This is a genomic window from Jejubacter calystegiae (assembly GCF_005671395.1).
In the GTDB taxonomy this organism is placed as follows: Bacteria; Pseudomonadota; Gammaproteobacteria; order Enterobacterales; family Enterobacteriaceae; genus Jejubacter; species Jejubacter calystegiae.
The window spans coordinates 3,346,455-3,370,424 of record NZ_CP040428.1; the positions used below are offsets into that span (position 1 = coordinate 3,346,455).

Below are 23,970 nucleotides of genomic sequence, written 5' to 3' on the forward strand. Positions count from 1 at the left end.
GAACTGGCGCAGGGTAGGGCTGGGGGAAAAACGAAATGAGGAGCCTGGTGATGCGATAAATAAAGCGATCACACCAGGCTGTTTCTTAGTGCCAATAAAAAAGGTTCATCGCGGATTAGCGGGAAGATGACGTTACCGGCGGTTAGCCCATTTGTCTTGATGAATATGTAGCGCAGGAGAAGGTTCCGTTCACTGGCTGTGAATCACCAGAGAAGTAGTGACTCAAAGTGAACGGAACAGCCCACCACATCATCATATTCTGCCGGTTTTTAGCTTCCGTTTTCAAACATTCCATGCTAAAGCGCGATGAACCATAAAAAAGCCGACCCATAAGGGTCGGCTTTTATCGGCTAAGGCCAGGCTTACTGCTGCGGTTTACCCGCCGGGGCGGTAGCCTGATGGGTAGCGCTATGGCCACCCGCAGAGCCCTTACCGCTAAAGTTAAAGGCTGGACGCACCCAGTCGCTGTGACGCGGCGGCTCTGGCACCCAGGTCGGGGCCGGTGCGCGGCTCATTGGAGCGCTGGCGTGACGGCTTGCCGTCTCCTCTACCGATGTGGCGACAGGCTGTGAGGCTACCTGAACCTCTGGTTCTGCCTGAACTTCCGGCGCCGGCTCGGCGGTTTCCTCAACCTGCGGCTGCGGTTCTGCCTGCGGCTGCTCTTCAACCGGAGACTGCGGTTCGACAACGGCTTCCGGCAGCTCTTCAACCTGAGGCTGCTCTTCAGCCTCGGCCTGAGCGATAACTTCAGACGGCTCGACGATTTCCGGCTGCGGCTCTGCAACCGGCGCAGGCACTTCGTCCTGACGCGGTACGATCTTCGCAGGTTTACCACCCGCCGTCATCGGCGGCTCGTGTTCTTCAGCCGGAATAGCCTCTTCGGCAATCCGCTCAGCGGTCGCTTCATCGCGTTCGGCAATCAGCTGCGGCGCTTCGTCCACCGGGGTAGCGATCGCTTCCGGATGCTCGGTCTTCACGATCGGCTGCTCTGGTACGACAGCCTGCGGCTGCGCATCGGTTTCGCTCTGCGGATGAACCGGCGGGATAATCGGCTGATCGGAATGGGTATGCTGTTCCGGCAGCTCCTGCTCCTGAGCGCGGTTCACCGGATAGCTGATCCATACCTTACCGGATGCCAGCTCCGGAGAAGCGCAGCCTGTGGCGATCGGCATCGGCGACTGGCTCGGGTAACGTTCGTCACGATAACGGCGACGACGCTGGCCGCTAACCCGCAGATGACGCGGAGAACGACGAGAACGACGCGGCATACCTGCGTTATTCTCGTTGCGGCCGTCGGTATTTTCCTCACCCGCCTCACTGCGCTGCTCTTCCGGTTTTTCAGCCGCTTTCGCGGTTTCGCCTTCGACAACGGCCGGCAACGGAATAGTCGCAACTTCGGTGCCAGACTGGGTGTCATTCGCCATGGCGATGTCTTCGGCGCCATCGGTGATACGGACCTTCTGGCTCAGCTGGCGCTGTTTACGACGCGGCATCACCTGCACGCGCTCTTCCTTACGCTCTTCGCTGGTGGCGTCGCTGACCGTTTCGGCCTGCTTTTCCACCTGCTGCTCTACGACTTTGGCTTCCTGCTGGGTCTGACGCTTCTCGTCGTTGTTACGGCGACGGTTGCGTTCGCGACGCGGCTCGCGGTTCTTCTCGCCTTCACCGGCATCTGCCGCAGTCTGCGTCTTCTGGGTATCGGCATTCTGCTGCTGCGCCTGACGGCGATTACGGCGGTTTTCCTCGCGATTTTCACGATTGTCGCGGTTGTCGCGAGCTTCGCGGTTATCACGATCGCGGCTGTCACGATTGCCGCGCTCGTTACGATCGCCCCGGTCGCGGCGATTGTTGTTCTGACGGCGGTTATTGTTACGGCGATCCGGACGGCCTTCGGATTTCTTCGGCGCTTCCTCGACCTGTTGGGCCGGGGTTTCCGCTTCCGGCTCACCGGCGAAGACTTTCTTCAGGGCGCCGAACAGACGGCTAACCAGACCCGGCGTGGCGACAGCGGCGGCAGCCGTGGCCTGAGGCTGGATAGGCGCGGCAGTCGGGGCCGGCTCGCTCGGCAGAGGCGGTACCTCCGGCATCACAAACGCGGCCAGCGCAGGTTGCTCAGGGGCGCGTCGCTCCGGGAAATCATCGGCGGACGGCATGGCCATCTCTTCTTCATGCAGCTTGGGCAGCTTGTAGCTCAGCGTATTGGTCTCTTCGCCGCTGCGTACCCGCAGTACCGAGTAGTGCGGGGTCTGCATCTGATCGCTCGGAACGATGACGCAGCGCACGCCGCCCTGACGTTTTTCGATAGCGTGAACCGCTTCGCGTTTTTCATTAAGCAGATAAGAGGCGATGGGCACCGGAACGATGGCGTGCACCTCTTTCGTGTTCTCCTTCAGCGCCTCTTCTTCGATCAGACGCAGGATGGAGAGCGACAGTGATTCGTTGTCACGGATGGTGCCGGTACCGCTACAGCGTGGGCACACATGGTGACTGGACTCGCCCAGGGAAGGGCTAAGACGCTGACGCGACATCTCCAGCAGACCAAAGCGGGAGATGTGGCTGATCTGAATTCGGGCACGGTCCTGACGCACGGCTTCGCGCAGGCGGTTTTCAACGGCGCGCTGATGGCGTACCGGCGTCATGTCGATAAAGTCGATAACGATCAGGCCGCCAAGGTCACGCAGACGCAGCTGGCGGGCGATCTCGTCGGCCGCTTCCAGGTTGGTGTTGAAGGCGGTCTCTTCGATATCGCCGCCGCGTGTGGCGCGTGCGGAGTTGATATCGATAGCGGTGAGCGCTTCGGTGGTATCGATAACGATAGAGCCGCCGGAAGGCAGACGCACTTCGCGCTGGAAGGCGGACTCAATCTGGGACTCGATCTGATAATGGCTGAACAGCGGGATTTCGCCGGTATACAGCTTGATTTTGCTGCTGAAATCGGGGCGGCCCAGCGCGGCGATATGCTGACGCGCCAGCTCCAGCACTTTCGGGTTATCGATCAGAATCTCGCCAATATCCTGGCGCAGATAGTCGCGGAATGCACGCACGATAACGTTGCTTTCCTGGTGAATCAGGAAGGGAGCAGGGCGGCTTTCGGCGGCCTTTTTAATCGCTTCCCAGTGCTTAAGGCGAAAGCTTAAGTCCCACTGCAGCGCTTCGGCGGATTTGCCGACCCCTGCGGTACGAACGATAAGCCCCATGCCGTCCGGCACTTCCAGAGACGCCAGCGCCTCTTTAAGCTCGGTACGGTCATCGCCTTCGATACGGCGCGAAATGCCGCCAGCGCGAGGGTTGTTCGGCATCAGCACCAGATAGCTGCCCGCCAGGCTGATAAAGGTGGTCAGCGCGGCCCCTTTGTTGCCACGCTCTTCTTTATCAATCTGGACGATCACTTCCTGACCTTCACGCAGTACATCCTTAATGTTGGGACGACCATGTGCAGAGTAGTTGCTGGGGAAGTATTCGCGGGAGATCTCTTTGAGAGGAAGGAAGCCATGACGTTCGGCGCCATAGTCGACGAATGCCGCTTCCAGGCTGGGTTCTATGCGGGTGATCTTGCCTTTGTAGATGTTCGCTTTTTTCTGTTCATGCCCCGGGCTTTCGATGTCCAGGTCGTACAGACGCTGCCCGTCGACCAGGGCAACACGCAACTCTTCCTGCTGAGTTGCGTTAATTAACATTCTTTTCATCGTAACTAACTCATTATTCTTGCATTAGTGACAGAGCTGCGGGCATGGGACGACTCGCCGGATAAGAACCGATGGCCTCGTGACTAGTGAGCATCGCCGTCAACCTCCCGGTTGTCGCGTGCTATGAGGCGCAAAGTATCGGTAGCCTGCTTTTCAACCGGAAAAGCAGCGCAATTAGTCCTTGGGAACAGCCTGGATTGGTTTCGCCAGAGAAGATTCCGTATACCGGTAAGGTCTGCAACCCGCAGCCCGTAACTGTCTGAAAGTTCATAACGTCTTACGCCATTGCTGCGTGGATGAACGCTCAGACAAAATGGGTAATTCCGCAAAACTTCTTGTTATAACAAAGTATCAGAGCGGAAATCTGCGACATTATTCCACTGCTAACCGCGTTATAGCAAGATGACTTTTGCCTTTTATCACCGGCTTTCTCACAGTTTTTTAACCGGGCCATTTTGGTTGCTGTAATAACGTACAAAAACGGCGGTTTCGCTGTTTAAAGCTGGCTTGATGATAAGTATAGGCTGATAAAAATGAGTGGCGCGAATCCCTGACGATAATTAGAATCGCCGACCATGAAAACAGAGACGCCATCCGTAAAAATAGTTGCCATCTCCGCCGATGAAGCGGGGCAACGTATCGATAATTTTTTGCGCACCCAGCTTAAAGGGGTGCCGAAGAGCATGATCTACCGCATTTTGCGTAAAGGTGAGGTGCGGGTAAATAAGAAACGTATTAAGCCGGAATATAAGCTGGCGGCGGGGGATGAGGTTCGCATTCCGCCGGTGCGCGTGGCGGAACGCGAAGAGGCGGCGCTGTCGCCGCATCTGGATAAAGTGGCCGCGCTTAACGACGCCATTATTTATGAAGATGAACATATTCTGGTGTTGAATAAGCCGTCGGGAACTGCGGTGCACGGCGGCAGCGGTTTGAGCTTCGGCGTGATCGAAGGGCTGCGGGCGCTGCGTCCGGAAGCCCGTTTCCTGGAGTTGGTGCACCGCCTTGACAGGGATACCTCCGGCGTACTGCTGGTAGCCAAGAAGCGGTCCGCGCTGCGTTCGCTGCATGAGCAACTGCGCGAAAAGGGGATGCAGAAGGATTACCTGGCGCTGGTTCGCGGCCACTGGCAGTCCCACGTTAAGGCGGTGCGGGCCCCGTTGCTGAAGAACATGCTGCAGAGCGGTGAGCGTATCGTGCGGGTCAGTCAGGAGGGCAAGCCGTCGGAAACTCGCTTTAAGGTGGAAGAGCGCTATGCGTTTGCTACCCTGGTGCGCTGTAGCCCGGTGACCGGACGTACCCACCAGATTCGCGTTCACACGCTGCATGCAGGGCATCCTATTGCCTTTGACGATCGCTATGGCGATCGCGACTTCGACAGGCAGTTAGGGGATACCGGGTTGAATCGTCTGTTTCTGCACGCCGCGGCGCTGCGTTTCACGCATCCGAAGAGCGGTGAAGTGATGCGGGTAGAGGCGCCGATGGATGAGCAACTCCGACATTGCCTGAAGGTGCTGCGGCGCGGCGCCTGACCGATAACGGGGTCAGCCCAGCGGGTTGCGCCCCTCATTAATTAGCATCCGACACAGCGCAATCAGCGGCAGTCCCACCAGGGTATTGGGATCCCGACCGTCCAGTTTTTCGAACAGCGCAATTCCCAGCCCCTCGCTTTTAAAGCTCCCCGCACAGTTCAGGGGCTGCTCCCGTTCCACATAGCGCTGAATCTCCGCTTCCGTCAGATGACGAAAGTGTACGTCGAAAGGCTCGCACTCGATTTGCAACTGGCCGTTAGCGCTGTTATAGAGCGCCAGACCGGTATAGAAGGTCACAATATGGCCGCTGGCCTGCTTCAACTGCGCCATGGCCCGTTCGGTAGTGTGGGGCTTACCGGCGATTTCACCGTCCAGCACGCACACCTGGTCGGAGCCGATAATCAGATGCTCAGGATAGCGTTCCGCCAGCGCCTGAGCCTTGGCCTGCGCCAGTCGGGTCACCAACTGACGGGCCGATTCGCCAGGCACTGGCGTTTCATCGACCTCGGGAGCGGCGCTAATAAAGGGGATGCCCAGTTTTTCCAGCAGCATTCGGCGAAACGGGGAGGTGGAGGCAAGCACGACGGATGACATCTTTTTTACCGTTTATAAATAGCGAATAGATGGCCTTCATTTTAAACTGAGAACTCGCGCTTGCGCGAATTAATAGCAAAAGGAAGGGCCGCTCCGCCTTTTCCTTTGACTCCGTGACGTTACAAAGTTAATATGCGCGCCCTATGCAAAAGGTAAAATTACCCCTGACTCTGGATCCGGTTCGTACCGCTCAGAAACGCCTCGACTATCTTGGCATCTACACGCCTGAACAGGCGGAGCGTGTGGCCGAATCCGTCGTCAGTGTGGACAGTGATGTTGAATGTGCGATGTCGTTTGCTATCGACAGCCAGCGCCTTGCCGTTATCACCGGCCATGCCGATGTTACGGTAACGCTAAGCTGCCAGCGCTGCGGCCAGCCGTTTACGCATCAGGTTCACGCGACCTGGTGTTTCAGCCCGGTTGTTAACGACGAACAGGCCGAAGCACTGCCGGAAGCGTACGATCCGATTGAGGTTAACGAATTCGGTGAAATCGATCTGCGGGCATTGGTAGAAGATGAAATCATCCTCTCCCTGCCGGTGGTTCCGGTGCATGATTCTGAACACTGTGAAGTGTCCGAGGCGGACATGGTCTTTGGTGAACTGCCTGATGAGGCGCAAAAGCCAAACCCATTTGCCGTATTAGCCAGTTTAAAGCGTAAGTAATTGAGGAGTAAGGTCCATGGCCGTACAACAGAATAAACCAACCCGTTCCAAGCGTGGCATGCGTCGTTCTCACGATGCCCTGACCACCGCCACTGTGTCTGTAGACAAGACTTCCGGTGAGACTCACCTGCGTCACCATGTTACTGCCGACGGTTTCTACCGCGGCCGCAAGGTTATCGCTAAGTAATCCGGCGATATCTTGACCGATCTAACGCTGGCGTTAGATGCCATGGGCGGGGATCATGGCCCCGCCGTTACAGTGCCTGCAGCCCTGCAGGCACTGAGTACTAATACTCAACTGCACCTTCTGCTTGTCGGTGACCCCGACGCCATCACGCCATTACTTGCCAGAGCCGATTTCGGGCAGCGTTCGCGTCTGCATATTATTGCGGCGGAATCGGTTGTGGCCAGTGATGCACGCCCTTCGCAGGCTCTGCGCAACAGTCGCGGAACTTCTATGCGAGTGGCGCTGGAACTGGTTAAAGAGGGCAGAGCGCAGGCCTGCGTCAGTGCCGGGAATACCGGTGCGCTGATGGGCCTGGCTAAATTATTGCTTAAGCCGCTGGAGGGGATCGAGCGGCCGGCGTTGATGTCGGTATTGCCGAATCAGCGTAAAGGTAAAACGGTGGTGTTGGATTTGGGCGCGAATGTCGCCTGCGACAGTACCATGCTGGTACAGTTCGCCATCATGGGGTCCGTGATGGCTGAAGAGGTACTGGGGATCCCTGAGCCAAGAGTGGCGTTGCTGAACATCGGTGAAGAAGAGACTAAGGGTCTCGATAGCATTCGCGATGCAGCGGCGCTGTTAAAAACCCTGCCCGGGCTGAACTATATTGGCTATCTTGAAGCTAACGAGCTACTGACGGGAAAGACCGACGTGCTGGTTTGTGACGGCTTTGTCGGAAACGTTACGCTCAAGACGATGGAAGGTGTTGTCAGAATGTTTCTCTCTCTGCTGAAATCGCAGGAAGAGAAGAAAGGGCGGTCGTGGTGGCTGCGTTTGCTTAAGCATTGGTTACAAAAGAAGCTGGCAAGGCGATTCAGTCACCTCAACCCCGACCAGTATAATGGCGCCTGTCTGTTAGGATTGCGCGGCACCGTGATTAAGAGCCATGGTGCGGCCAATCAGCGAGCGTTTGAGGTCGCGATTGAACAGGCAGTGCAGGCGGTGCAGCGGCAGGTTCCTCAGCGAATCGCCGCTTGCCTGGAATCTGTATTACCCGAGAGTGACTGAGCGTACATGTATACAAAGATTATAGGCACCGGCAGCTACCTGCCCGGCCAGGTGCGTACTAACGCCGATCTGGAAAAAATGGTGGAGACTTCCGACGAGTGGATTGTCACCCGTACGGGTATTCGTGAACGTCGTATCGCCGCCGCTGACGAAACCGTGGCGACTATGGGTCATCAGGCCGCATTGCGCGCCCTTGAGATGGCTGGCGTTAACAAAGAAGAGATCGACCTGATTATTGTCGCCACCACCTCTTCCACCCATGCATTTCCCAGCGCGGCCTGCCAGATTCAGGCGATGCTGGAGATTAAAGGCTGCCCGGCTTTTGACGTAGCTGCAGCCTGCGCAGGCTTTACTTATGCGCTGAGCATTGCCGATCAGTATGTGAAAAACGGCGCGGCGAAGCGTGCGCTGGTGATCGGCTCAGACGTGCTGGCGCGTACCTGCGATCCAGCCGATCGCGGCACGATTATTATCTTCGGCGACGGCGCGGGTGCCGTGGTGCTTGGCGCCTCTGAAGAGCCTGGCATCATCTCTACTCACCTGCATGCCGATGGCAGCTACGGTTCACTACTGGCCCTGCCTAACGTCGATCGCGTGAATCCGGAAAACCCGATTTATCTCACCATGGCGGGTAACGAAGTCTTCAAAGTTGCCGTGACCGAGTTGGCCCATATCGTTGATGAGACGCTGAAGGCCAACAATCTTGACCGTAGCGATCTCGACTGGCTGGTTCCGCACCAGGCTAACCTGCGTATTATTGGCGCGACGGCCAAAAAGCTCGGTATGTCGATGGATAACGTGGTGGTTACGCTCGACCGACACGGCAATACCTCTGCGGCATCAGTGCCTGCGGCGCTGGACGAAGCCGTTCGCGACGGGCGAATCAAACCCGGTCAGCTGCTGCTGCTTGAAGCGTTCGGCGGTGGCTTTACCTGGGGCTCGGCACTGGTTCGTTTTTGATTAATAAGGATTAAAAACATGACGCAATTTGCATTTGTCTTTCCGGGACAGGGCTCTCAGACCGTGGGGATGCTGTCTGCCATGGCGGCCGACTACCCGGAGATTGAAGCGACTTTCCGTGAAGCTTCTGACGCTCTGGGCTACGATCTCTGGAAGCTCACTCAGGAAGGTCCTGCAGAAGAGCTGAACAAAACCTGGCAGACCCAGCCGGCGCTGCTGACCGCCTCTGTGGCGCTATGGCGTGTCTGGCAGAAGCAGGGTGGTAAAACGCCTGCGCTGATGGCCGGTCATAGCCTGGGCGAATACTCCGCCCTGGTCTGCGCGGGCGTGATCGCTTTTGCGGACGCGGTGCGTCTGGTGGAACTGCGCGGTAAGCTGATGCAGGAAGCCGTACCGGAAGGCACTGGCGCTATGGCGGCGATTATCGGTCTGGACGATGACGCCATTGCCAAAGCCTGTGAAGAAGCGGCCCTGGGGCAGGTGGTTTCTCCGGTCAACTACAACTCGCCGGGGCAGGTGGTGATTGCCGGCCACAAAGAGGCCGTAGAGCGCGCGGGTGTCGCCTGTAAAGCTGCTGGCGCCAAGCGTGCGCTGCCTCTGCCGGTGAGCGTGCCTTCCCACTGCGCGCTGATGAAGCCCGCAGCGGAAAAAATGGCGCTGGAGCTGACGAAAATAGCGTTCAGTGCGCCTGAAGTCCCGATCGTTAACAACGTGGACGTGAAGTGCGAAACCACGCCCGAGGCGATTCGCGATGCGCTGGTCCGCCAGCTCTACAGCCCGGTTCAGTGGACGAAAAGCGTGGAATTTATGGCGGCGCAGGGCGTTAGCCAGCTGTACGAAGTGGGCCCGGGCAAAGTTCTGACCGGCCTGACGAAACGTATTGTTGATACCCTGACCGCGTCGGCCATTAATGAGCCGCAAGCGCTGTCAGCGGCGTTGGCACAGTAAAACGAGGACAACCATGAGTTTTGAAGGAAAAATCGCCCTGGTGACCGGCGCAAGCCGCGGTATCGGGCGCGCCATTGCTGAAACCCTGGCGGCTCGCGGCGCGACCGTTATCGGTACCGCCACCAGCGAAAGCGGCGCACAGGCGATCAGCGATTATCTTGGCGAGCATGGCAAGGGCATGATGCTGAATGTGACCGATGCTGCATCTATAGAATCTGTTCTGGAAAATATTCGTGCAGGGTTTGGCGAAGTCGATATTCTGGTGAATAATGCCGGTATTACTCGCGATAACCTGCTGATGCGTATGAAAGATGACGAGTGGAACGATATTATCGAAACCAACCTGTCATCTGTTTTCCGTCTGTCAAAAGCGGTAATGCGCGCTATGATGAAGAAACGTCATGGCCGTATTATCACTGTCGGTTCTGTGGTTGGTACCATGGGAAATGCCGGTCAGGCTAACTACGCTGCGGCGAAGGCCGGGCTGATTGGCTTCAGTAAATCGCTGGCGCGTGAAGTTGCGTCGCGCGGTATTACTGTGAACGTTGTTGCTCCGGGTTTTATTGAAACGGACATGACTCGCGCGCTGTCTGACGATCAGCGTGCTGGCACTCTGGCGCAGGTTCCGGCGGGTCGCTTGGGCGACTCAAAAGAAATCGCCAGCGCGGTTGCATTTTTAGCCTCTGACGAGGCAGGGTACATCACTGGTGAGACCCTGCACGTCAATGGCGGAATGTATATGGTTTAATCGACGATATTTTTATTTGCATTATGCGGGCGAAAGCACGCAAAATAGCGTAAAATCGTGGTTCGACCAGCCGGGATTTAGTTGCAACTTTTTCAACATTTTATACACTACGAAAACCATCGCGAAAGCGAGTTTTGATAGGAAATTTAAGAGTATGAGCACTATCGAAGAACGCGTTAAGAAAATCATTGGCGAACAGCTGGGCGTTAAGCAGGAAGAAGTGACTAACAATGCTTCCTTCGTTGAAGATCTGGGCGCTGATTCTCTTGACACCGTTGAGCTGGTAATGGCTCTGGAAGAAGAGTTTGACACTGAGATTCCGGACGAAGAAGCTGAGAAGATCACTACCGTTCAGGCAGCCATTGATTACATCAACGGCCACCAGGCGTAAGTGAACATCTCCAGGCGGTCGCTCGACCGCCTGAGTTTTTTCTGTTTTTTGTCCCACTCGTGTCAATAATTCCCTCCCTGGAGGACAAGCGTGTCTAAGCGTCGTGTAGTTGTGACCGGACTGGGCATGTTGTCTCCTGTCGGCAATACTGTAGAGTCCAACTGGGCAACTCTGCTAGCCGGTCAGAGCGGCATCGGCCCCATCGACTATTTTGATACTAGCGCCTATGCAACCCAATTTGCTGGCTTAGTAAAGGACTTTAACTGTGAAGAGTTCATCTCGCGTAAAGATCAGCGCAAGATGGATGGCTTCATTCAATATGGAATTGTCGCCGGCGTTCAGGCTATGCATGACGCAGGCCTCAACGTGACCGATGAGAACGCGCCACGTATTGGTGCTGCCATCGGTTCGGGCATCGGCGGCTTAGGCCTGATTGAAGAGAACCACACCGCGCTGATGAAAGGCGGTCCGCGCAAAATCAGTCCGTTCTTCGTGCCTTCCACCATCGTGAATATGGTGGCCGGACACCTGAGCATTATGTTTGGTCTGCGCGGTCCGAGCATCTCCATCGCTACGGCCTGTACTTCCGGTGTGCATAACATCGGCCATGCGGCACGAATCATCGCTTACGGCGATGCAGACGTGATGATGGCAGGCGGTGCGGAGAAGGGCAGTACTCAGCTCGGCGTAGGCGGCTTCGGCGCTGCGCGCGCACTCTCTACCCGTAACGATAATCCCCAGGCGGCGAGCCGTCCGTGGGATAAAGATCGCGATGGTTTCGTTCTTGGCGACGGCGCCGGTATCCTGATACTGGAAGAGTATGAGCACGCGAAGCGTCGCGGCGCGAAGATCTACTGCGAACTAGTCGGCTTTGGTATGAGCAGCGATGCTTACCATATGACGTCGCCGCCGGAAAACGGCGCTGGCGCCGCGCTGGCTATGCAGAATGCGCTGCGTGATGCAGGTATTACCCCGGAGCAGATCGGCTATGTTAACGCGCACGGCACTTCCACGCCGGCGGGCGATCTGGCGGAAGCTCAGGCGGTGAAGTCGGTATTCGGCGCGCAGGCTAAGAAGGTGATGGTCAGCTCTACCAAGTCGATGACCGGCCACCTGCTGGGCGCTGCGGGCGCGGTAGAGTCTATCTACTCTATCCTGGCTCTGCGCGACCAGACCGTGCCACCGACCATCAACCTCGATAATCCGGACGAGGGCTGCGATCTGGACTTCGTGCCCCACGAAGCGCGCCAGGTCTCCGGCCTTGAGTACACCCTGTGTAACTCGTTTGGTTTTGGTGGTACTAACGGCTCTCTGATCTTCAAAAAGATCTGATTCCGCTAAGCCCCTGAATTCACGTTCAGGGGCTTTTTTGTTTAAGGCCCGCCCTGCCACTTTCTCAGAACTCCCCCCTTGCCCGATTCCCCTGACCCTGAGACCCTGTTGCCTGGGCGTGTAAAGGAGCACCTATGTGGCTGATTAATGGTGAATGGCAGACGCAGATCGCGGCCAGTGACCGGGCGACTCAGTTCGGTGACGGCTGCTTTACCACTGCACGAATTGTGGATGGGAAGGTCCGTTTTGCTGACGACCATCTGAAGCGTCTGGCGCAGGGTTGTGAACGGCTTGGCATTCCGATGCCCGATGAAGAGATCCTGGCCCGGGAGATGTGCGAGCTGGCGCAGGGAGAGGCGCGAGCGACGCTTAAAGTGATGATCACCCGCGGTGAGGGGGGAAGGGGATATAGCGCGCTCGGCTGCGATCGACCCTCGCGTTTGCTGCATCTGGCGCCCTGGCCCATGCACTATGAGGCATGGCGCAACCGGGGTATCCGCCTGGCGCTCAGTCCGGTGCCGCTGGGCTGCAACCCCTGGCTGGCGGGAATTAAGCATCTTAACCGTCTGGAGCAGGTGTTGATTCGCGCGCATCTTGAACAGACAACGGCCGATGAGGCCCTGGTGCTTGACAGCGACGGGTGGCTTACGGAATGCTGTGCGGCTAATTTGTTCTGGCGTAAGGGAACGTCGGTCTTTACGCCCGTGCTGGATCGCGCCGGGGTGAATGGCACCATGCGTCAGCGAATTATGCGCCTGCTGGAGGCGTCCGGGTGGCAGATTCATGAAGTTCGTGAGCGACCCGAAACCCTGGCCAATGCAGATGAAGTGCTGGTCTGTAACGCGTTGATGCCGGTATTGCCGGTGCAGCAGGCCGAACAGTGGCGCTACAGTTCCCGCGAACTGTATCAGTTTTTACTACCGGGATGTGAGTAATCGGTCATTTATGAAAAAGATGTTGCGTTTTATTCTGCTGCTGGCCGTGGCAATGGGCATGGCGGCGGGCGTGGGGCTGTGGAAGGTACGGCAGCTGGCGCATACGCCGCTGGATCTTAAGGAAGATAAGATCTTCACTCTTAAAGCCGGAACCGGGCGTACGGCGCTGGGCCAGCAGCTCTACGATGAGAAGTTGATAACCCGTCCCAGGGTATTTCAGTGGCTGCTGCGGGTAAAGCCCGAGCTGTCGCATTTCAAGGCGGGAACCTATCGCCTGACGCCGAAAATGACGGTTGCCGATATGTTGGGCCTGCTGGTGAGCGGTAAAGAGGCGCAATTCCCGCTGCGCTTTGTCGAGGGCTCCCGGGTCAGCGATCTGCTGAAACTCCTGCGCGAGTCGCCGTACATTAAACACACCCTGAAGGATGATGATTACGCCACTCTGGCGCAGGCGCTCAAGCTGGAACATCCCGAACAGGTGGAAGGCTGGTTCTATCCCGATACCTGGCTCTATACCGCCGGCACCACGGATGTCGCCTTGCTTAAGCGCTCTCATCAGCGCATGGTGGAGGCGGTCGATCTGGCCTGGAAGGGGCGTAAAGAAGGGCTTCCCTATAAAGATAAGAATCAGTTGGTGACCATGGCTTCGATCATCGAAAAAGAGACGGCGGTCGCGGGCGAGCGTGACCGGGTTGCCTCGGTCTTTATCAACCGTCTGCGTATTGGCATGCGTCTGCAGACCGATCCTACCGTGATTTACGGCATGGGAGAGCGCTATAATGGCAGGCTGACGCGCAGCGACCTGGAGCGGCCCACGCCCTATAATACTTATGTGATTGGCGGCCTGCCGCCGGGCGCTATCGCGCTGCCGGGCGAAGCCTCGCTGAAAGCGGCGGCCCAGCCGGCGAAAACGCCTTATCTCTATTTCGTGGCCGATGGTAAAGGCGGTCACACCTTTAATACCAATCTGCGCGACCACAATAAGTCGGTGCGTGACTATCTGAATGCACTCAGGGACAAAGATGGCCAGTAAATTTATCGTGATTGAGGGGCTGGAAGGCGCCGGTAAGACGACCGCCCGTGACAAAGTGGTGGAGACACTGCGTGCTCAGGGTATCGATGACATAGTGTTTACCCGCGAGCCGGGTGGAACGCCGCTGGCCGAGAAACTGCGTGCTCTGACCCTGGACTGCCAGTCCTCGGGCGATGAAGCGATCACCGATAAAGCCGAAGTCCTGATGTTTTACGCTGCCCGGGTACAGCTGGTGGAGACCGTGATTAAACCGGCGCTGGCGCGCGGCGCCTGGGTCGTTGGCGACCGTCACGATCTCTCAACTCAGGCTTATCAGGGCGGTGGGCGCGGCATTGATGCCGGACTGCTTAACACCCTGCGTGATGCGGTGCTGGGCGACTTCGCCCCGGATCTGACGCTCTATCTCGACGTCACGCCGGAAGTGGGGCTGCAGCGCGCCCGGGCTCGCGGCGAGCTGGATCGCATTGAACAGGAGTCGCTGGATTTCTTTAATCGCACCCGTGACCGCTATCTGGCGCTGGCGCAATCCGACCCGCGGATTATGACGATCGATGCCACTCAGCCGCTGGAGCAGGTCATTCAGCAGATTGGTGACGTTGTCACGAAATGGTTGAAGGAGCAGCAGTAATGCGCTGGTATCCCTGGCTTCGCCCTCATTTCGATCGTCTGGTCGCCCGCTACCAGGCGGGGAAAGGGCATCATGCACTGTTGCTGCATGCGCTGCCGGGGATGGGCGACGATGCCCTGAACTATGCCCTGAGCCGCTGGCTGATGTGCCAGCATCCGGAAGGGAGCAAAAGCTGTGGTCACTGCCACGGCTGCCAGTTAATGCAGGCAGGTACGCATCCCGACTATCGGGTGCTGGAGCCGGAAAAGGGCAAAAGCGCGCTGGGTATCGAGCCGGTTCGCGCCCTGTGCGAAAAGCTGTACGATCGCGCACGTATGGGCGGCGCCAGAGTGGTCTGGCTACCCAACGCCGATGCCCTGACTGAAGCCGCGGCCAATGCGCTACTGAAAACCCTGGAGGAGCCGCCGGAAAACTGCTGGTTCCTGATGAGTAGCCGGGAGCCGGAGCGGCTGCCCGCCACGTTGCGTAGTCGCTGTCTGTACTGGCACCTGGCTCCCCCGGATGAGGCTTTCGCCATCGCCTGGCTGGGACGGGAGCATCCATTACCGCAGGAGCCGCTGCGGGCGGCTTTGCGGCTGAGCGCCGGGGCGCCTGGCGCGGCGTTGACCCTGCTGGAATCCGACCAGTGGAAGGATCGAGATACGCTGAACAGCGCGCTCGATGGCGTATTACAAAGCGGTAACTGGCTCAGCCTGCTCGCGGCGCTGAATCACGAAAGTGCGGCGGTGCGTCTGCACTGGCTGAGCGCGCTGCTGCTGGATGCCCTGAAATGGCATCAGGGGGTCACTCATGTGCTGGTCAATGACGACAGGCGTCAGCAGGTGGCGGCAATCGCGGCTGCGGTGCCGGTCGTCCGTTTGCAGTCCATGCTCTGGACGCTCTGTCGCGCCCGCGAACAGCTGATAACCGTTACCGGCGTTAACCGCGAATTAATTCTTACCGGGCTGCTGTTGGGTTGGGAGCATCTGATGCAACCCGGCACGCCGCTGCCCGCACCACACCTCTGAGAGAGACGTTATGTTTTTAGTCGACTCACACTGCCATCTCGATGGCCTGGATTATCAGACCCTGCATAAGGACGTAGACGACGTACTGGCGAAAGCCCGGGCTCGTGACGTGAAATTCTGCCTGGCGGTTGCCACCACGCTTCCCGGTTACCGGGCGATGCGCAAACTGATTGGCGAGCGCGAGGATGTGGCATTCTCCTGCGGGGTTCACCCGCTCAATCAGGATGAAAGTTACGAGCCGGAAGAGTTACTGCGCCTGGCGGCAGAGCCGGGAGTGGTCGCGATGGGAGAAACCGGTCTGGATTATTACTATACGCCGGAAACCAAAGCGCGCCAGCAGCTCTCATTCCGCCAGCACATTCAGGTGGGACGCGAGCTGAAAAAACCGGTTATCGTTCACACCCGCGATGCCCGTGCAGATACTCTGGCGATACTTCGCGAAGAGAAAGTGACAGACTGCGGTGGGGTACTACACTGTTTCACTGAGGATCGAGAGACCGCGGGCAAACTTCTGGATCTGGGCTTCTATATCTCCTTCTCCGGTATTGTGACCTTTCGCAATGCGGAGTCGTTGCGCGATGCCGCCCGCTATGTGCCGTTGGACAGGCTGCTGGTGGAGACTGACTCGCCTTATCTGGCGCCGGTGCCACACAGAGGCAAAGAGAATCAGCCGGCGCTGGTGCGCGATGTCGCGGAATATATGGCCGTCCTGAAGGGGATCTCCGTGGAAGAGCTGGCAGAAATCACCACGCAAAACTTTGCTAATCTCTTCCCCGTAGAGCCCGCCCGCCTGAATCTTCCTTGAGCGAGAGTTATTTTAAGACTCGTAATTAATCAGTGAAAAGCGTAAAGTGCACCGCCATTAACGGCGGTGTCATGCTGTTATGGTTCGTTTTTGCAGCATTTTTTGCTAACTAACGTCAGGATTTACCGTTGGATTTTGCTGAAACGTGACAACCATCAAATAACGGAAAGGTTATTTATTTTACTCTTCGTAATAAATAAAAGGGCACTCAGATACCCTGCACCGGTCCCGCTTCTCCCCGCGGGGCACGCGTAAGCGAAAAAAGAGCACTACTACTCAGGAGCACTCACAATTATGTTTAAAAATGCATTTGCTAACCTGCAAAAGGTGGGTAAATCGCTGATGCTGCCGGTATCCGTACTGCCCGTTGCAGGTATCCTGCTGGGCGTCGGTTCCGCAAACTTCAGCTGGTTGCCGGCAGTTGTTTCCCACGTTATGGCGGAAGCGGGCGGTTCCGTATTCGCCAACATGCCTCTGATCTTTGCTATTGGTGTCGCACTGGGCTTTACCAATAACGATGGCGTATCCGGCCTGGCAGCCGTTGTAGCCTATGGCATCATGGTGAAAACCATGGCCGTCGTGGCGCCGCTGGTTCTGCACCAGTCAGCGGAAGAGATTGCCAGCCAGCATCTGGCCGATACCGGGGTTCTTGGCGGTATTATCGCCGGCGCCATCGCGGCCTATATGTTTAACCGCTTTTATCGCATCAAGCTCCCTGAGTATCTGGGCTTCTTCGCGGGCAAGCGCTTTGTGCCGATTATCTCGGGTCTGACCGCCATTGTCTTCGGCGTGATCCTCTCCTTTATCTGGCCGCCGATCGGTAGCGCGATTCAGACCTTCTCGCAGTGGGCCGCTTATCAGAACCCGGTAGTGGCGTTCGGTATCTACGGCTTTATTGAACGCTGCCTGGTGCCGTTCGGTCTGCACCATATCTGGAACGTTCCTTTCCAGATGCAGATTGGCGAATACGTCAACAGCGCAGGTCAGGTGTTCCACGGAGACATCCCGCGTTATATGGCGGGTGACCCGACTGCCGGTAAACTCTCTGGCGGCTTCCTGTTCAAAATGTACGGCCTGCCGGCTGCGGCGATTGCTATCTGGCACTCCGCGAAACCGGAAAACCGCGCTAAAGTGGGCGGTATCATGATCTCTGCCGCACTGACCGCGTTCCTGACCGGGATTACCGAGCCGATCGAGTTCTCCTTCATGTTCGTGGCGCCGGTGCTTTACATCATTCACGCGATTCTGGCTGGCCTGGCTTTCCCGATCTGTATTCTGCTGGGAATGCGCGATGGCACCAGCTTCTCGCACGGTCTGATCGACTTTATCGTTCTGAGCGGCAACGGCAGCAAGCTGTGGCTGTTCCCGATTATCGGTCTGGGCTACGCGGCGGTGTACTACACCATCTTCCGCGTGTTGATTAAAGCGCTGGACCTGAAAACTCCGGGTCGCGAAGACAATAGCACCGAAACCCAGACCGCAGCGGAAGGCACCATGGCACCCGCGCTGGTTAAGGCTTTCGGCGGTAAAGACAACATCACTAACCTGGATGCCTGTATTACCCGTCTGCGCGTCAGCGTGGCCGATGTGGCTAAAGTTGACCAGGCGGGCCTGAAGCAGCTTGGCGCCGCTGGCGTGGTGGTGGCAGGCTCCGGCGTTCAGGCTATCTTCGGCACCAAGTCCGATAACCTGAAAACCGAAATGGATGACTACATCCGTAATAGTTAACCCCGGTTTGGGGAGACACGAAGAGGCCCTCAGGGGCCTCTTTTTGTTTTAAAGCGCAGCAAATGGTCAGTGAAAAGTGGCGTAGAGGTTGAAAGAAAAGGATTAACTCGCTCATACTCCAGTCAGGTTCATATAAAAGGAAACCGTCATGGCTGAAGAAACCATTTTCAGTAAAATCATTCGCCGCGAAATTCCCGCGGATGTTGTCTGGCAGGACGACCTGGTTACCGCGTTTCGCGATATCTCTCCTCAGGCCCCGAGCCACATCTTAATTATCCCCAATGTGCTGATTCCGACCGTTAACGATGTAAAGGAAGAGCATGAACTGGCGCTGGGGCGGATGATGACGGTGGCGGCGAAGATCGCCGAACAGGAAGGGATTGCTGAAGACGGCTATCGACTGATTGTTAACTGTAATCGCCATGCCGGACAGGAGGTCTATCATATTCATATGCACCTGCTTGGTGGCCGCCCGCTGGGACCGCTGCTGACGAAAGGGCAGTAAGATGACGCTGCGTGCGGTGTCTGTTGCTGCGCTGTTGCTCGCGCTGACGGGATGCTCCTCCGATCCCGGCATTCCGGTTAACGATCGCCAGACGCTGGTGATGGAATCCACCGTGCTGGCGGCGGGAATTACTGCCGATAAACCGGATTTTTCCAGCAGGGATATTCAACCGGTTGCCGTATCGCGTCTGTACAATGAGCGCGGCAAAGCGATAAAAGTTAACTACCGTTTCTACTGGTATGACGCCAAGGGACTGGAGATGCACCCGCTGGAACAGCCGCGCAGCATTATGGTGCCGCCGCACTCCAGCGTGTCCATCGGCTCCAGCGGCAACTTTATGGGCGCTCACAAGGTGCGCCTTAATATCTGGCTCTGAGGGGTGAATTTTGATTAAGGGAATCCATCGTTATCTGATTGTGGTTTCAACGGCACTGGTCCTGGTGGGCTGTGGTATCCGCGATACCGGGCAACCGGCACCGGTTGAAGAGGCGAAGCCAACGCCTGAACAACCTGCGCCGCAGCCGCAGGTTCCTCAAGTGCCTGAGGTACCGGAACAGCCGGGCCCGGTGACGCAGCCGGAAACGCCGCCGCCTGCGCCGGAGCGTACCTGGAACTGGGAGCAGGCCGCGCAGCCAATGGTGGCGAAGATGCTACAGGCGGATGGCGTTACCCCAGGCAGCGTGCTGCTGGTGGATAGCGTTAATAACCGCACCAATGGCAGCCTGCCGTCGGCGAAAGCCACCGAGGCGCTGCGCAATGCGCTGGCCAACAACGGGAAATTCACCCTGGTGGGCGCTCAGCAGTTGGCCATGGCCAAACAGCAGTTGGGGCTTTCAGCACAGGACAGCCTGGGCAGCCGTAGTAAGGCGATTGGCATTGCGCGTAACGTGGGGGCTCAGTATGTGCTCTACACCAGCGCCACAGGTAATGTGAATACGCCGACGCTGGCGATGCAGCTGATGTTGGTGCAGACCGGTGAAATTATCTGGTCAGGCAAAGGTAGCGTTGAACGCACGCAGTAATATGACGCTGGATGTGTTACTTGCCAGACATTTTCCGGCGGCTGATGCCGCCGGTGTTATTTCTGTCGCCGGGCTAAGCAGCGGCAGTATGCGAATCCGGCTACCGGACGGCCTGCTGGCGGCGCGGCAGGCGCCGGTACCGGCGATGCCCGGGGTGACACTGAGCCGCCAGTACCGGGCGCTGAAGCGGCTACAGCCAGCCGCTATTGGGCCGCGCCCCAGACTGTTGGCCGACGGCTGGCTGTTGAGCGAATGGATCGCGGGAGAACAGAGCGATGCCTTTCCGCCGCTCCCGGCCCTGGCGCGTCTGCTGTATGATTTGCACCATCAGCCGCTGTACGGCTGGCCTGTTTCGGTCTCCGGGCTGCTGGAGCATTACTGGCTGGCGGCGCATCCGTCGCGGCGTTCGCCCGGCTGGCTGCGTAAGTTAAAGCGGCTACAGCGCCGCGGGGAGCCCAGGCCGCTCAGGCTGGCTCCGCTGCATATGGATGTTCACCCCGGTAATCTGATTCGCCAGGGGCAGCGTTTGCGGTTGATCGACTGGGAGTACGCTGGTGACGGCGACGTGGCTCTGGAGCTGGCGGCGCTAATTTCCGGTATGAGTGCCGGCGAGGCTCAGCGGCTGGTAACGCATTATGGCGTACAGGCGCGGCTCGATTCGCAGAATCTGGCGCGCCAGGTGGCCCGATGGCGCCCCTGGGTTGGTCTGTTAATGGCCAGCTGGTATGAGTGCCGCTGGCGGCAGACGGGGCAACAACAATTTATTCAACTGGCGGATGACGCATGGCGCCATCTGCAGACAGAGGAGCAAAAGTGGTGAGCGTGGGCCCGGTAATGTTGGACGTGGCTGGCTTTGAGCTGGACGCGGAAGAACGTGAGATTCTGCAGCACCCGCTGGTCGGCGGGCTGATTATTTTTACCCGTAACTATCATGACCCTGAGCAGCTTCGTGAGCTGGTACGCCAGATTCGCGCCGCATCCCGTAACCGACTGGTGGTGGCGGTGGATCAGGAAGGGGGGCGGGTACAGCGCTTTCGCGACGGCTTCACCGCGCTACCGGCGGCGCAGTCCTATGCGGCGCTGCTGGGCATGGAGCAGGGGGCGGAACTGGCCCGCGAGGCGGGTTGGCTGATGGCCAGCGAAATGATTGCCATGGATATCGACATCAGCTTTGCGCCGGTGCTTGATGTCGGGCATGTCAGCGCCGCTATTGGTGAACGGGCGTGGGGTGACGAGCCGCATCAGGTACAGGTGATGGCGGAAAACGCTATCGATGGGATGCGTGAAGCGGGCATGAAGAGCACCGGTAAACACTTTCCGGGCCACGGCGCGGTCAGCGCCGACTCCCATAAGGAAACCCCGTGCGATCCCCGTAGCGAATCCGAAATCCGCGCCCGCGATATGAGGGTGTTCTGCGAACTGATCGCGCGTAACAAGCTGGATGCGGTCATGCCTGCCCATGTGATCTACAGCGCAGTCGATCAACGTCCCGCCAGCGGTTCGCCGGTGTGGCTTAAACAGATCCTGCGCGGCGAGCTGGGCTTCGATGGCGTGATCTTCTCTGACGATCTATCGATGGAAGGCGCGGCGATCATGGGCGATTACGCTCAGCGCGGCCAGGCGGCGCTGGACGCGGGTTGCGATATGATTCTGGTCTGTAATAATCGTAAAGGGGCGACTTCCGTACTGGACAATCTCGCTCCGGTAACGGCGCCACGCGTCACCGCGCTGTATCACTCCGGTTCTGTGACGCGCGAGACGCTGATGGCCTCCGGGCGCTGGAAGCGGGTGTCGGCGCAGCTGACGGCGCTCCATGAACGCTGGCAGGCGGAAAAAGCGGCACGCTAAGCGGCTTATGGCGCTGGAGAGGCGGGCCGCACTGCGGCCCGAAACGACAAGGGAATAAGGAAGTGGTGAGGATGCAATGATTATTTACTTACACGGTTTTGATTCCAACAGCCCCGGCAACCACGAGAAAGTGCTGCAGCTGCAGTTTATCGACCCGGATGTCCGGTTAATCAGTTACAGCACGCTGCACCCCAAACACGATATGCAGCACCTGCTGCGCGAAGTGGACAAAATGCTACAGCTCAACGTCGATGAGCGGCCGCTGATCTGCGGGGTGGGGCTGGGTGGTTACTGGGCGGAGCGCATTGGTTTTCTGTGCGATATTCGCCAGGTGATTTTCAACCCCAATCTTTATCCGCATGAAAATATGGAAGGTAAGATTGACCGGCCCGAAGAGTATGAAGATATCGCCACCAAATGCGTGGAAAACTTTCGGGAAAAGAACCGCGATCGCTGCCTGACTATCCTGTCGCGTAACGATGAAGCGCTGGACAGCCAGCGTACGGCGGAACTATTACACCATTACTACGAAATTGTCTGGGACGAAGAGCAGACCCATAAGTTCAAAAGCATCTCGCCCCATCTGCAGCGTATTCAGGCCTTTAAAACCCTGGGCTGAGGCCCGTTCCTTCACGGGGCTGACGCAACGGCTGGCCCCGAATTCCTCGCTGATATTCTCTCTGTAGATCGCCTTTCCGGAAGCCTGTCTATCTTTTAAGCGGAAAACTTTGATGTATATCAAAGTTGGTATGACCAATGGGCCAGCCATGCTATGATGCGAACAGCTTGTATCGATTCAGTTAGCGTCCTGTCGTTAATTAAGCGCTCCTTCTGGTCACGTTTAGTTAACGATTGGTAATGATTTTGAGAGGTCACGTTGTCTATGACTGTAAAACGCATTGTGATCGTCGGCGGTGGCGCCGGTGGTCTGGAACTGGCGACGCAGCTGGGTAAAAAGCTGGGGCGTAGCAAGAAAGCAAAAATCACGCTGGTGGATCGCAATCACAGCCACCTGTGGAAGCCGCTGCTGCATGAAGTGGCGACCGGCTCTCTGGATGAAGGGGTGGATGCCCTGAGCTATCTGGCCCACGCCCGTCACCATCACTTCCAGTTCCAGATGGGATCGGTGATGGATATCGACCGGGAAGCGAAAACCGTCGCTCTGGCGGCGCTGCACGACGAGAAGGGTGAGCTGCTGGTACCCGAGCGTCGTATTCCCTACGACACCCTGGTGATGGCGCTGGGCAGCACCTCTAACGACTTCAATACCCCGGGGGTTCGGGAAAACTGCATCTTCCTGGATAACCCTTCCCAGGCGCGGCGTTTCCACCAGGAGATGCTTAACCTGTTCCTGAAATACTCGGTCAACTTTGGCGCCAGCGGCAAAGTGAATATCGCTATCGTTGGCGGCGGGGCGACCGGCGTTGAACTCTCTGCAGAACTGTATAATGCGGTGCAGCAGCTGCATAGCTACGGCTTTAAGGGACTGACCGGCGAGGCGCTGAATGTGACGCTGGTGGAAGCGGGTGAACGTATTCTACCGGCGCTGCCGCCTCGTATCTCCTCTGCCGCTGCCAGCGAGCTGACCAAACTCGGGGTTAATGTCAGAACCCAGACCATGGTCACCAGCGCCACACCGGATGGCCTGCACACCAAAGACGGCGACTTTATTCAGGCCGATCTGATGGTATGGGCCGCGGGCATCAAAGCGCCGGACTTTATGAAAGAGATTGGCGGTCTGGAAACCAACCGTATCAACCAACTGGTGGTCGAGCCGACGCTTCAAACCACGCGCGATCCGGATATCTATGCCATTGGCGACTGCGCCTCCTGCGCGCGCACGGAAGGCGGATTTGTACCGCCGCGCGCTCAGGCGGCGCATCAGATGGCGAGCTGCGCGCTGAAAAACATTCTGGCGCAGATGAAAGGCAAGCCGCTGCATGACTATGTCTATAAGGATCACGGCTCGCTGGTGTCGCTGTCGAAATTCTCTACCGTGGGTAGCCTGATGGGTAACCTGATGCGCGGCTCCATGATGGTGGAAGGGCGCATGGCGCGTATGGTGTACATTTCGCTCTATCGCATGCATCAGATTGCGCTGCACGGCTACTTTAAGACCGGCCTGATGATGCTGGTGGGCAGTATTAACCGGGTGATTCGCCCGCGTCTTAAACTGCACTGATCGACCTGCCGTCCGCTCCCTCCGAACCCGGAGGGAGCAGCATAATCTTCTGTTTTATCGGCCGTTATTTTCTGGGATAACTCCTAAATAGCCGCTAAATCAATATAATCTCGCATTTTTGATCCGCTTTCTGATTTGTTAAACCGGCCTTCACGTTGCAAAATTGTTAGCATTAACGCAGCAAGAAGGA

24 protein-coding genes are annotated in these 23,970 nt (G+C 57.6%); 22 read left to right on the forward strand and 2 right to left on the reverse strand.

Annotated elements, in window-relative coordinates; genetic code table 11:
- Positions 1–362 precede the first annotated feature (362 nt).
- Positions 363–3,686: a ribonuclease E gene (gene rne, locus FEM41_RS15475; RefSeq protein WP_138097031.1), complete on the reverse strand. Its 3,324-nt coding sequence runs from the start codon at positions 3,684–3,686 to the stop codon at positions 363–365.
- Positions 3,687–4,261: 575 nt separating this feature from the next.
- Here rne and rluC point away from each other — a divergent pair.
- Positions 4,262–5,215 (forward strand): 23S rRNA pseudouridine(955/2504/2580) synthase RluC, encoded by a 954-nt coding sequence (gene rluC / locus FEM41_RS15480; RefSeq protein ID WP_138097033.1) that lies wholly within the window; start codon positions 4,262–4,264, stop codon positions 5,213–5,215.
- 12 nt (positions 5,216–5,227) lie between these two features.
- On the opposite strand, the gene FEM41_RS15485 is transcribed toward rluC, so the two are convergent.
- Positions 5,228–5,809, reverse strand: coding sequence for a Maf family protein (locus FEM41_RS15485; protein ID WP_138097035.1), 582 nt, complete (start codon positions 5,807–5,809; stop codon positions 5,228–5,230).
- Positions 5,810–5,952: 143 nt separating this feature from the next.
- Between FEM41_RS15485 and yceD the strand changes: the two genes are divergently transcribed.
- From yceD to FEM41_RS15590, 21 genes are all read left to right on the forward strand, one after another.
- Entirely contained in the window at positions 5,953–6,474 is a 522-nt protein-coding gene (yceD, locus tag FEM41_RS15490; RefSeq protein ID WP_138097037.1) for a 23S rRNA accumulation protein YceD, read from the forward strand.
- A gap of 16 nt (positions 6,475–6,490) precedes the next feature.
- On the forward strand, positions 6,491–6,661 hold the full coding sequence (gene rpmF / locus FEM41_RS15495; protein ID WP_138097039.1) for a 50S ribosomal protein L32: 171 nt from the start codon (positions 6,491–6,493) through the stop codon (positions 6,659–6,661).
- A gap of 12 nt (positions 6,662–6,673) precedes the next feature.
- On the forward strand, positions 6,674–7,708 hold the full coding sequence (plsX, locus tag FEM41_RS15500) for a phosphate acyltransferase PlsX (RefSeq protein WP_138097041.1): 1,035 nt from the start codon (positions 6,674–6,676) through the stop codon (positions 7,706–7,708).
- A 6-nt stretch (positions 7,709–7,714) separates the two neighbouring features.
- Positions 7,715–8,668: a beta-ketoacyl-ACP synthase III gene (locus tag FEM41_RS15505; protein ID WP_138097043.1), complete on the forward strand. Its 954-nt coding sequence runs from the start codon at positions 7,715–7,717 to the stop codon at positions 8,666–8,668.
- A gap of 18 nt (positions 8,669–8,686) precedes the next feature.
- The gene (gene fabD / locus FEM41_RS15510) at positions 8,687–9,616 is read left to right on the forward strand and encodes an ACP S-malonyltransferase (protein ID WP_138097045.1); all 930 of its coding nucleotides are present in this window, start codon (positions 8,687–8,689) and stop codon (positions 9,614–9,616) included.
- A 13-nt stretch (positions 9,617–9,629) separates the two neighbouring features.
- A complete protein-coding gene (fabG, locus tag FEM41_RS15515; protein WP_138097047.1) occupies positions 9,630–10,364 on the forward strand; it encodes a 3-oxoacyl-ACP reductase FabG in 735 nt (244 codons plus the stop codon).
- A gap of 154 nt (positions 10,365–10,518) precedes the next feature.
- On the forward strand, positions 10,519–10,755 hold the full coding sequence (gene acpP, locus FEM41_RS15520) for an acyl carrier protein (protein WP_000103754.1): 237 nt from the start codon (positions 10,519–10,521) through the stop codon (positions 10,753–10,755).
- Between the two features lie 90 nt (positions 10,756–10,845).
- On the forward strand, positions 10,846–12,087 hold the full coding sequence (fabF, locus tag FEM41_RS15525; protein WP_138097049.1) for a beta-ketoacyl-ACP synthase II: 1,242 nt from the start codon (positions 10,846–10,848) through the stop codon (positions 12,085–12,087).
- A gap of 134 nt (positions 12,088–12,221) precedes the next feature.
- A complete protein-coding gene (pabC, locus tag FEM41_RS15530) occupies positions 12,222–13,022 on the forward strand; it encodes an aminodeoxychorismate lyase (RefSeq protein ID WP_138097051.1) in 801 nt (266 codons plus the stop codon).
- A gap of 10 nt (positions 13,023–13,032) precedes the next feature.
- On the forward strand, positions 13,033–14,055 hold the full coding sequence (gene yceG / locus FEM41_RS15535; RefSeq protein ID WP_138097053.1) for a cell division protein YceG: 1,023 nt from the start codon (positions 13,033–13,035) through the stop codon (positions 14,053–14,055).
- Positions 14,045–14,683: a dTMP kinase gene (gene tmk, locus FEM41_RS15540; RefSeq protein ID WP_138097055.1), complete on the forward strand. Its 639-nt coding sequence runs from the start codon at positions 14,045–14,047 to the stop codon at positions 14,681–14,683. The genes yceG and tmk overlap by 11 nt, the downstream gene beginning before the upstream one ends.
- On the forward strand, positions 14,683–15,690 hold the full coding sequence (gene holB, locus FEM41_RS15545) for a DNA polymerase III subunit delta' (protein ID WP_138097056.1): 1,008 nt from the start codon (positions 14,683–14,685) through the stop codon (positions 15,688–15,690). Before tmk ends, holB begins: the two co-directional genes overlap by 1 nt.
- A gap of 10 nt (positions 15,691–15,700) precedes the next feature.
- Complete coding sequence (locus tag FEM41_RS15550; protein WP_138097058.1) at positions 15,701–16,495, forward strand: metal-dependent hydrolase; 795 nt, start codon at positions 15,701–15,703, stop codon at positions 16,493–16,495.
- A 294-nt stretch (positions 16,496–16,789) separates the two neighbouring features.
- Entirely contained in the window at positions 16,790–18,223 is a 1,434-nt protein-coding gene (gene ptsG / locus FEM41_RS15555; RefSeq protein WP_138097060.1) for a PTS glucose transporter subunit IIBC, read from the forward strand.
- 148 nt (positions 18,224–18,371) lie between these two features.
- The gene (gene hinT, locus FEM41_RS15560; RefSeq protein WP_138097062.1) at positions 18,372–18,728 is read left to right on the forward strand and encodes a purine nucleoside phosphoramidase; all 357 of its coding nucleotides are present in this window, start codon (positions 18,372–18,374) and stop codon (positions 18,726–18,728) included.
- A gap of 1 nt (position 18,729) precedes the next feature.
- Positions 18,730–19,104 carry a YcfL family putative periplasmic lipoprotein gene (locus FEM41_RS15565; RefSeq protein WP_138097064.1) on the forward strand — a complete coding sequence of 125 codons (375 nt, stop codon included), beginning with the start codon at positions 18,730–18,732 and terminating at the stop codon, positions 19,102–19,104.
- A gap of 13 nt (positions 19,105–19,117) precedes the next feature.
- A complete protein-coding gene (lpoB, locus tag FEM41_RS15570) occupies positions 19,118–19,750 on the forward strand; it encodes a penicillin-binding protein activator LpoB (RefSeq protein WP_421805460.1) in 633 nt (210 codons plus the stop codon).
- Between the two features lies 1 nt (position 19,751).
- Positions 19,752–20,570, forward strand: a complete 819-nt coding sequence (gene thiK, locus FEM41_RS15575; RefSeq protein WP_138099224.1) for a thiamine kinase — start codon at positions 19,752–19,754, stop codon at positions 20,568–20,570.
- Positions 20,571–20,572: 2 nt separating this feature from the next.
- A complete protein-coding gene (nagZ, locus tag FEM41_RS15580) occupies positions 20,573–21,598 on the forward strand; it encodes a beta-N-acetylhexosaminidase (RefSeq protein WP_138099225.1) in 1,026 nt (341 codons plus the stop codon).
- A 76-nt stretch (positions 21,599–21,674) separates the two neighbouring features.
- Entirely contained in the window at positions 21,675–22,217 is a 543-nt protein-coding gene (gene ycfP, locus FEM41_RS15585) for an alpha/beta hydrolase YcfP (RefSeq protein ID WP_138097069.1), read from the forward strand.
- A gap of 264 nt (positions 22,218–22,481) precedes the next feature.
- Positions 22,482–23,780: an NAD(P)/FAD-dependent oxidoreductase gene (locus FEM41_RS15590; protein ID WP_421804433.1), complete on the forward strand. Its 1,299-nt coding sequence runs from the start codon at positions 22,482–22,484 to the stop codon at positions 23,778–23,780.
- Positions 23,781–23,970 lie beyond the last annotated feature (190 nt).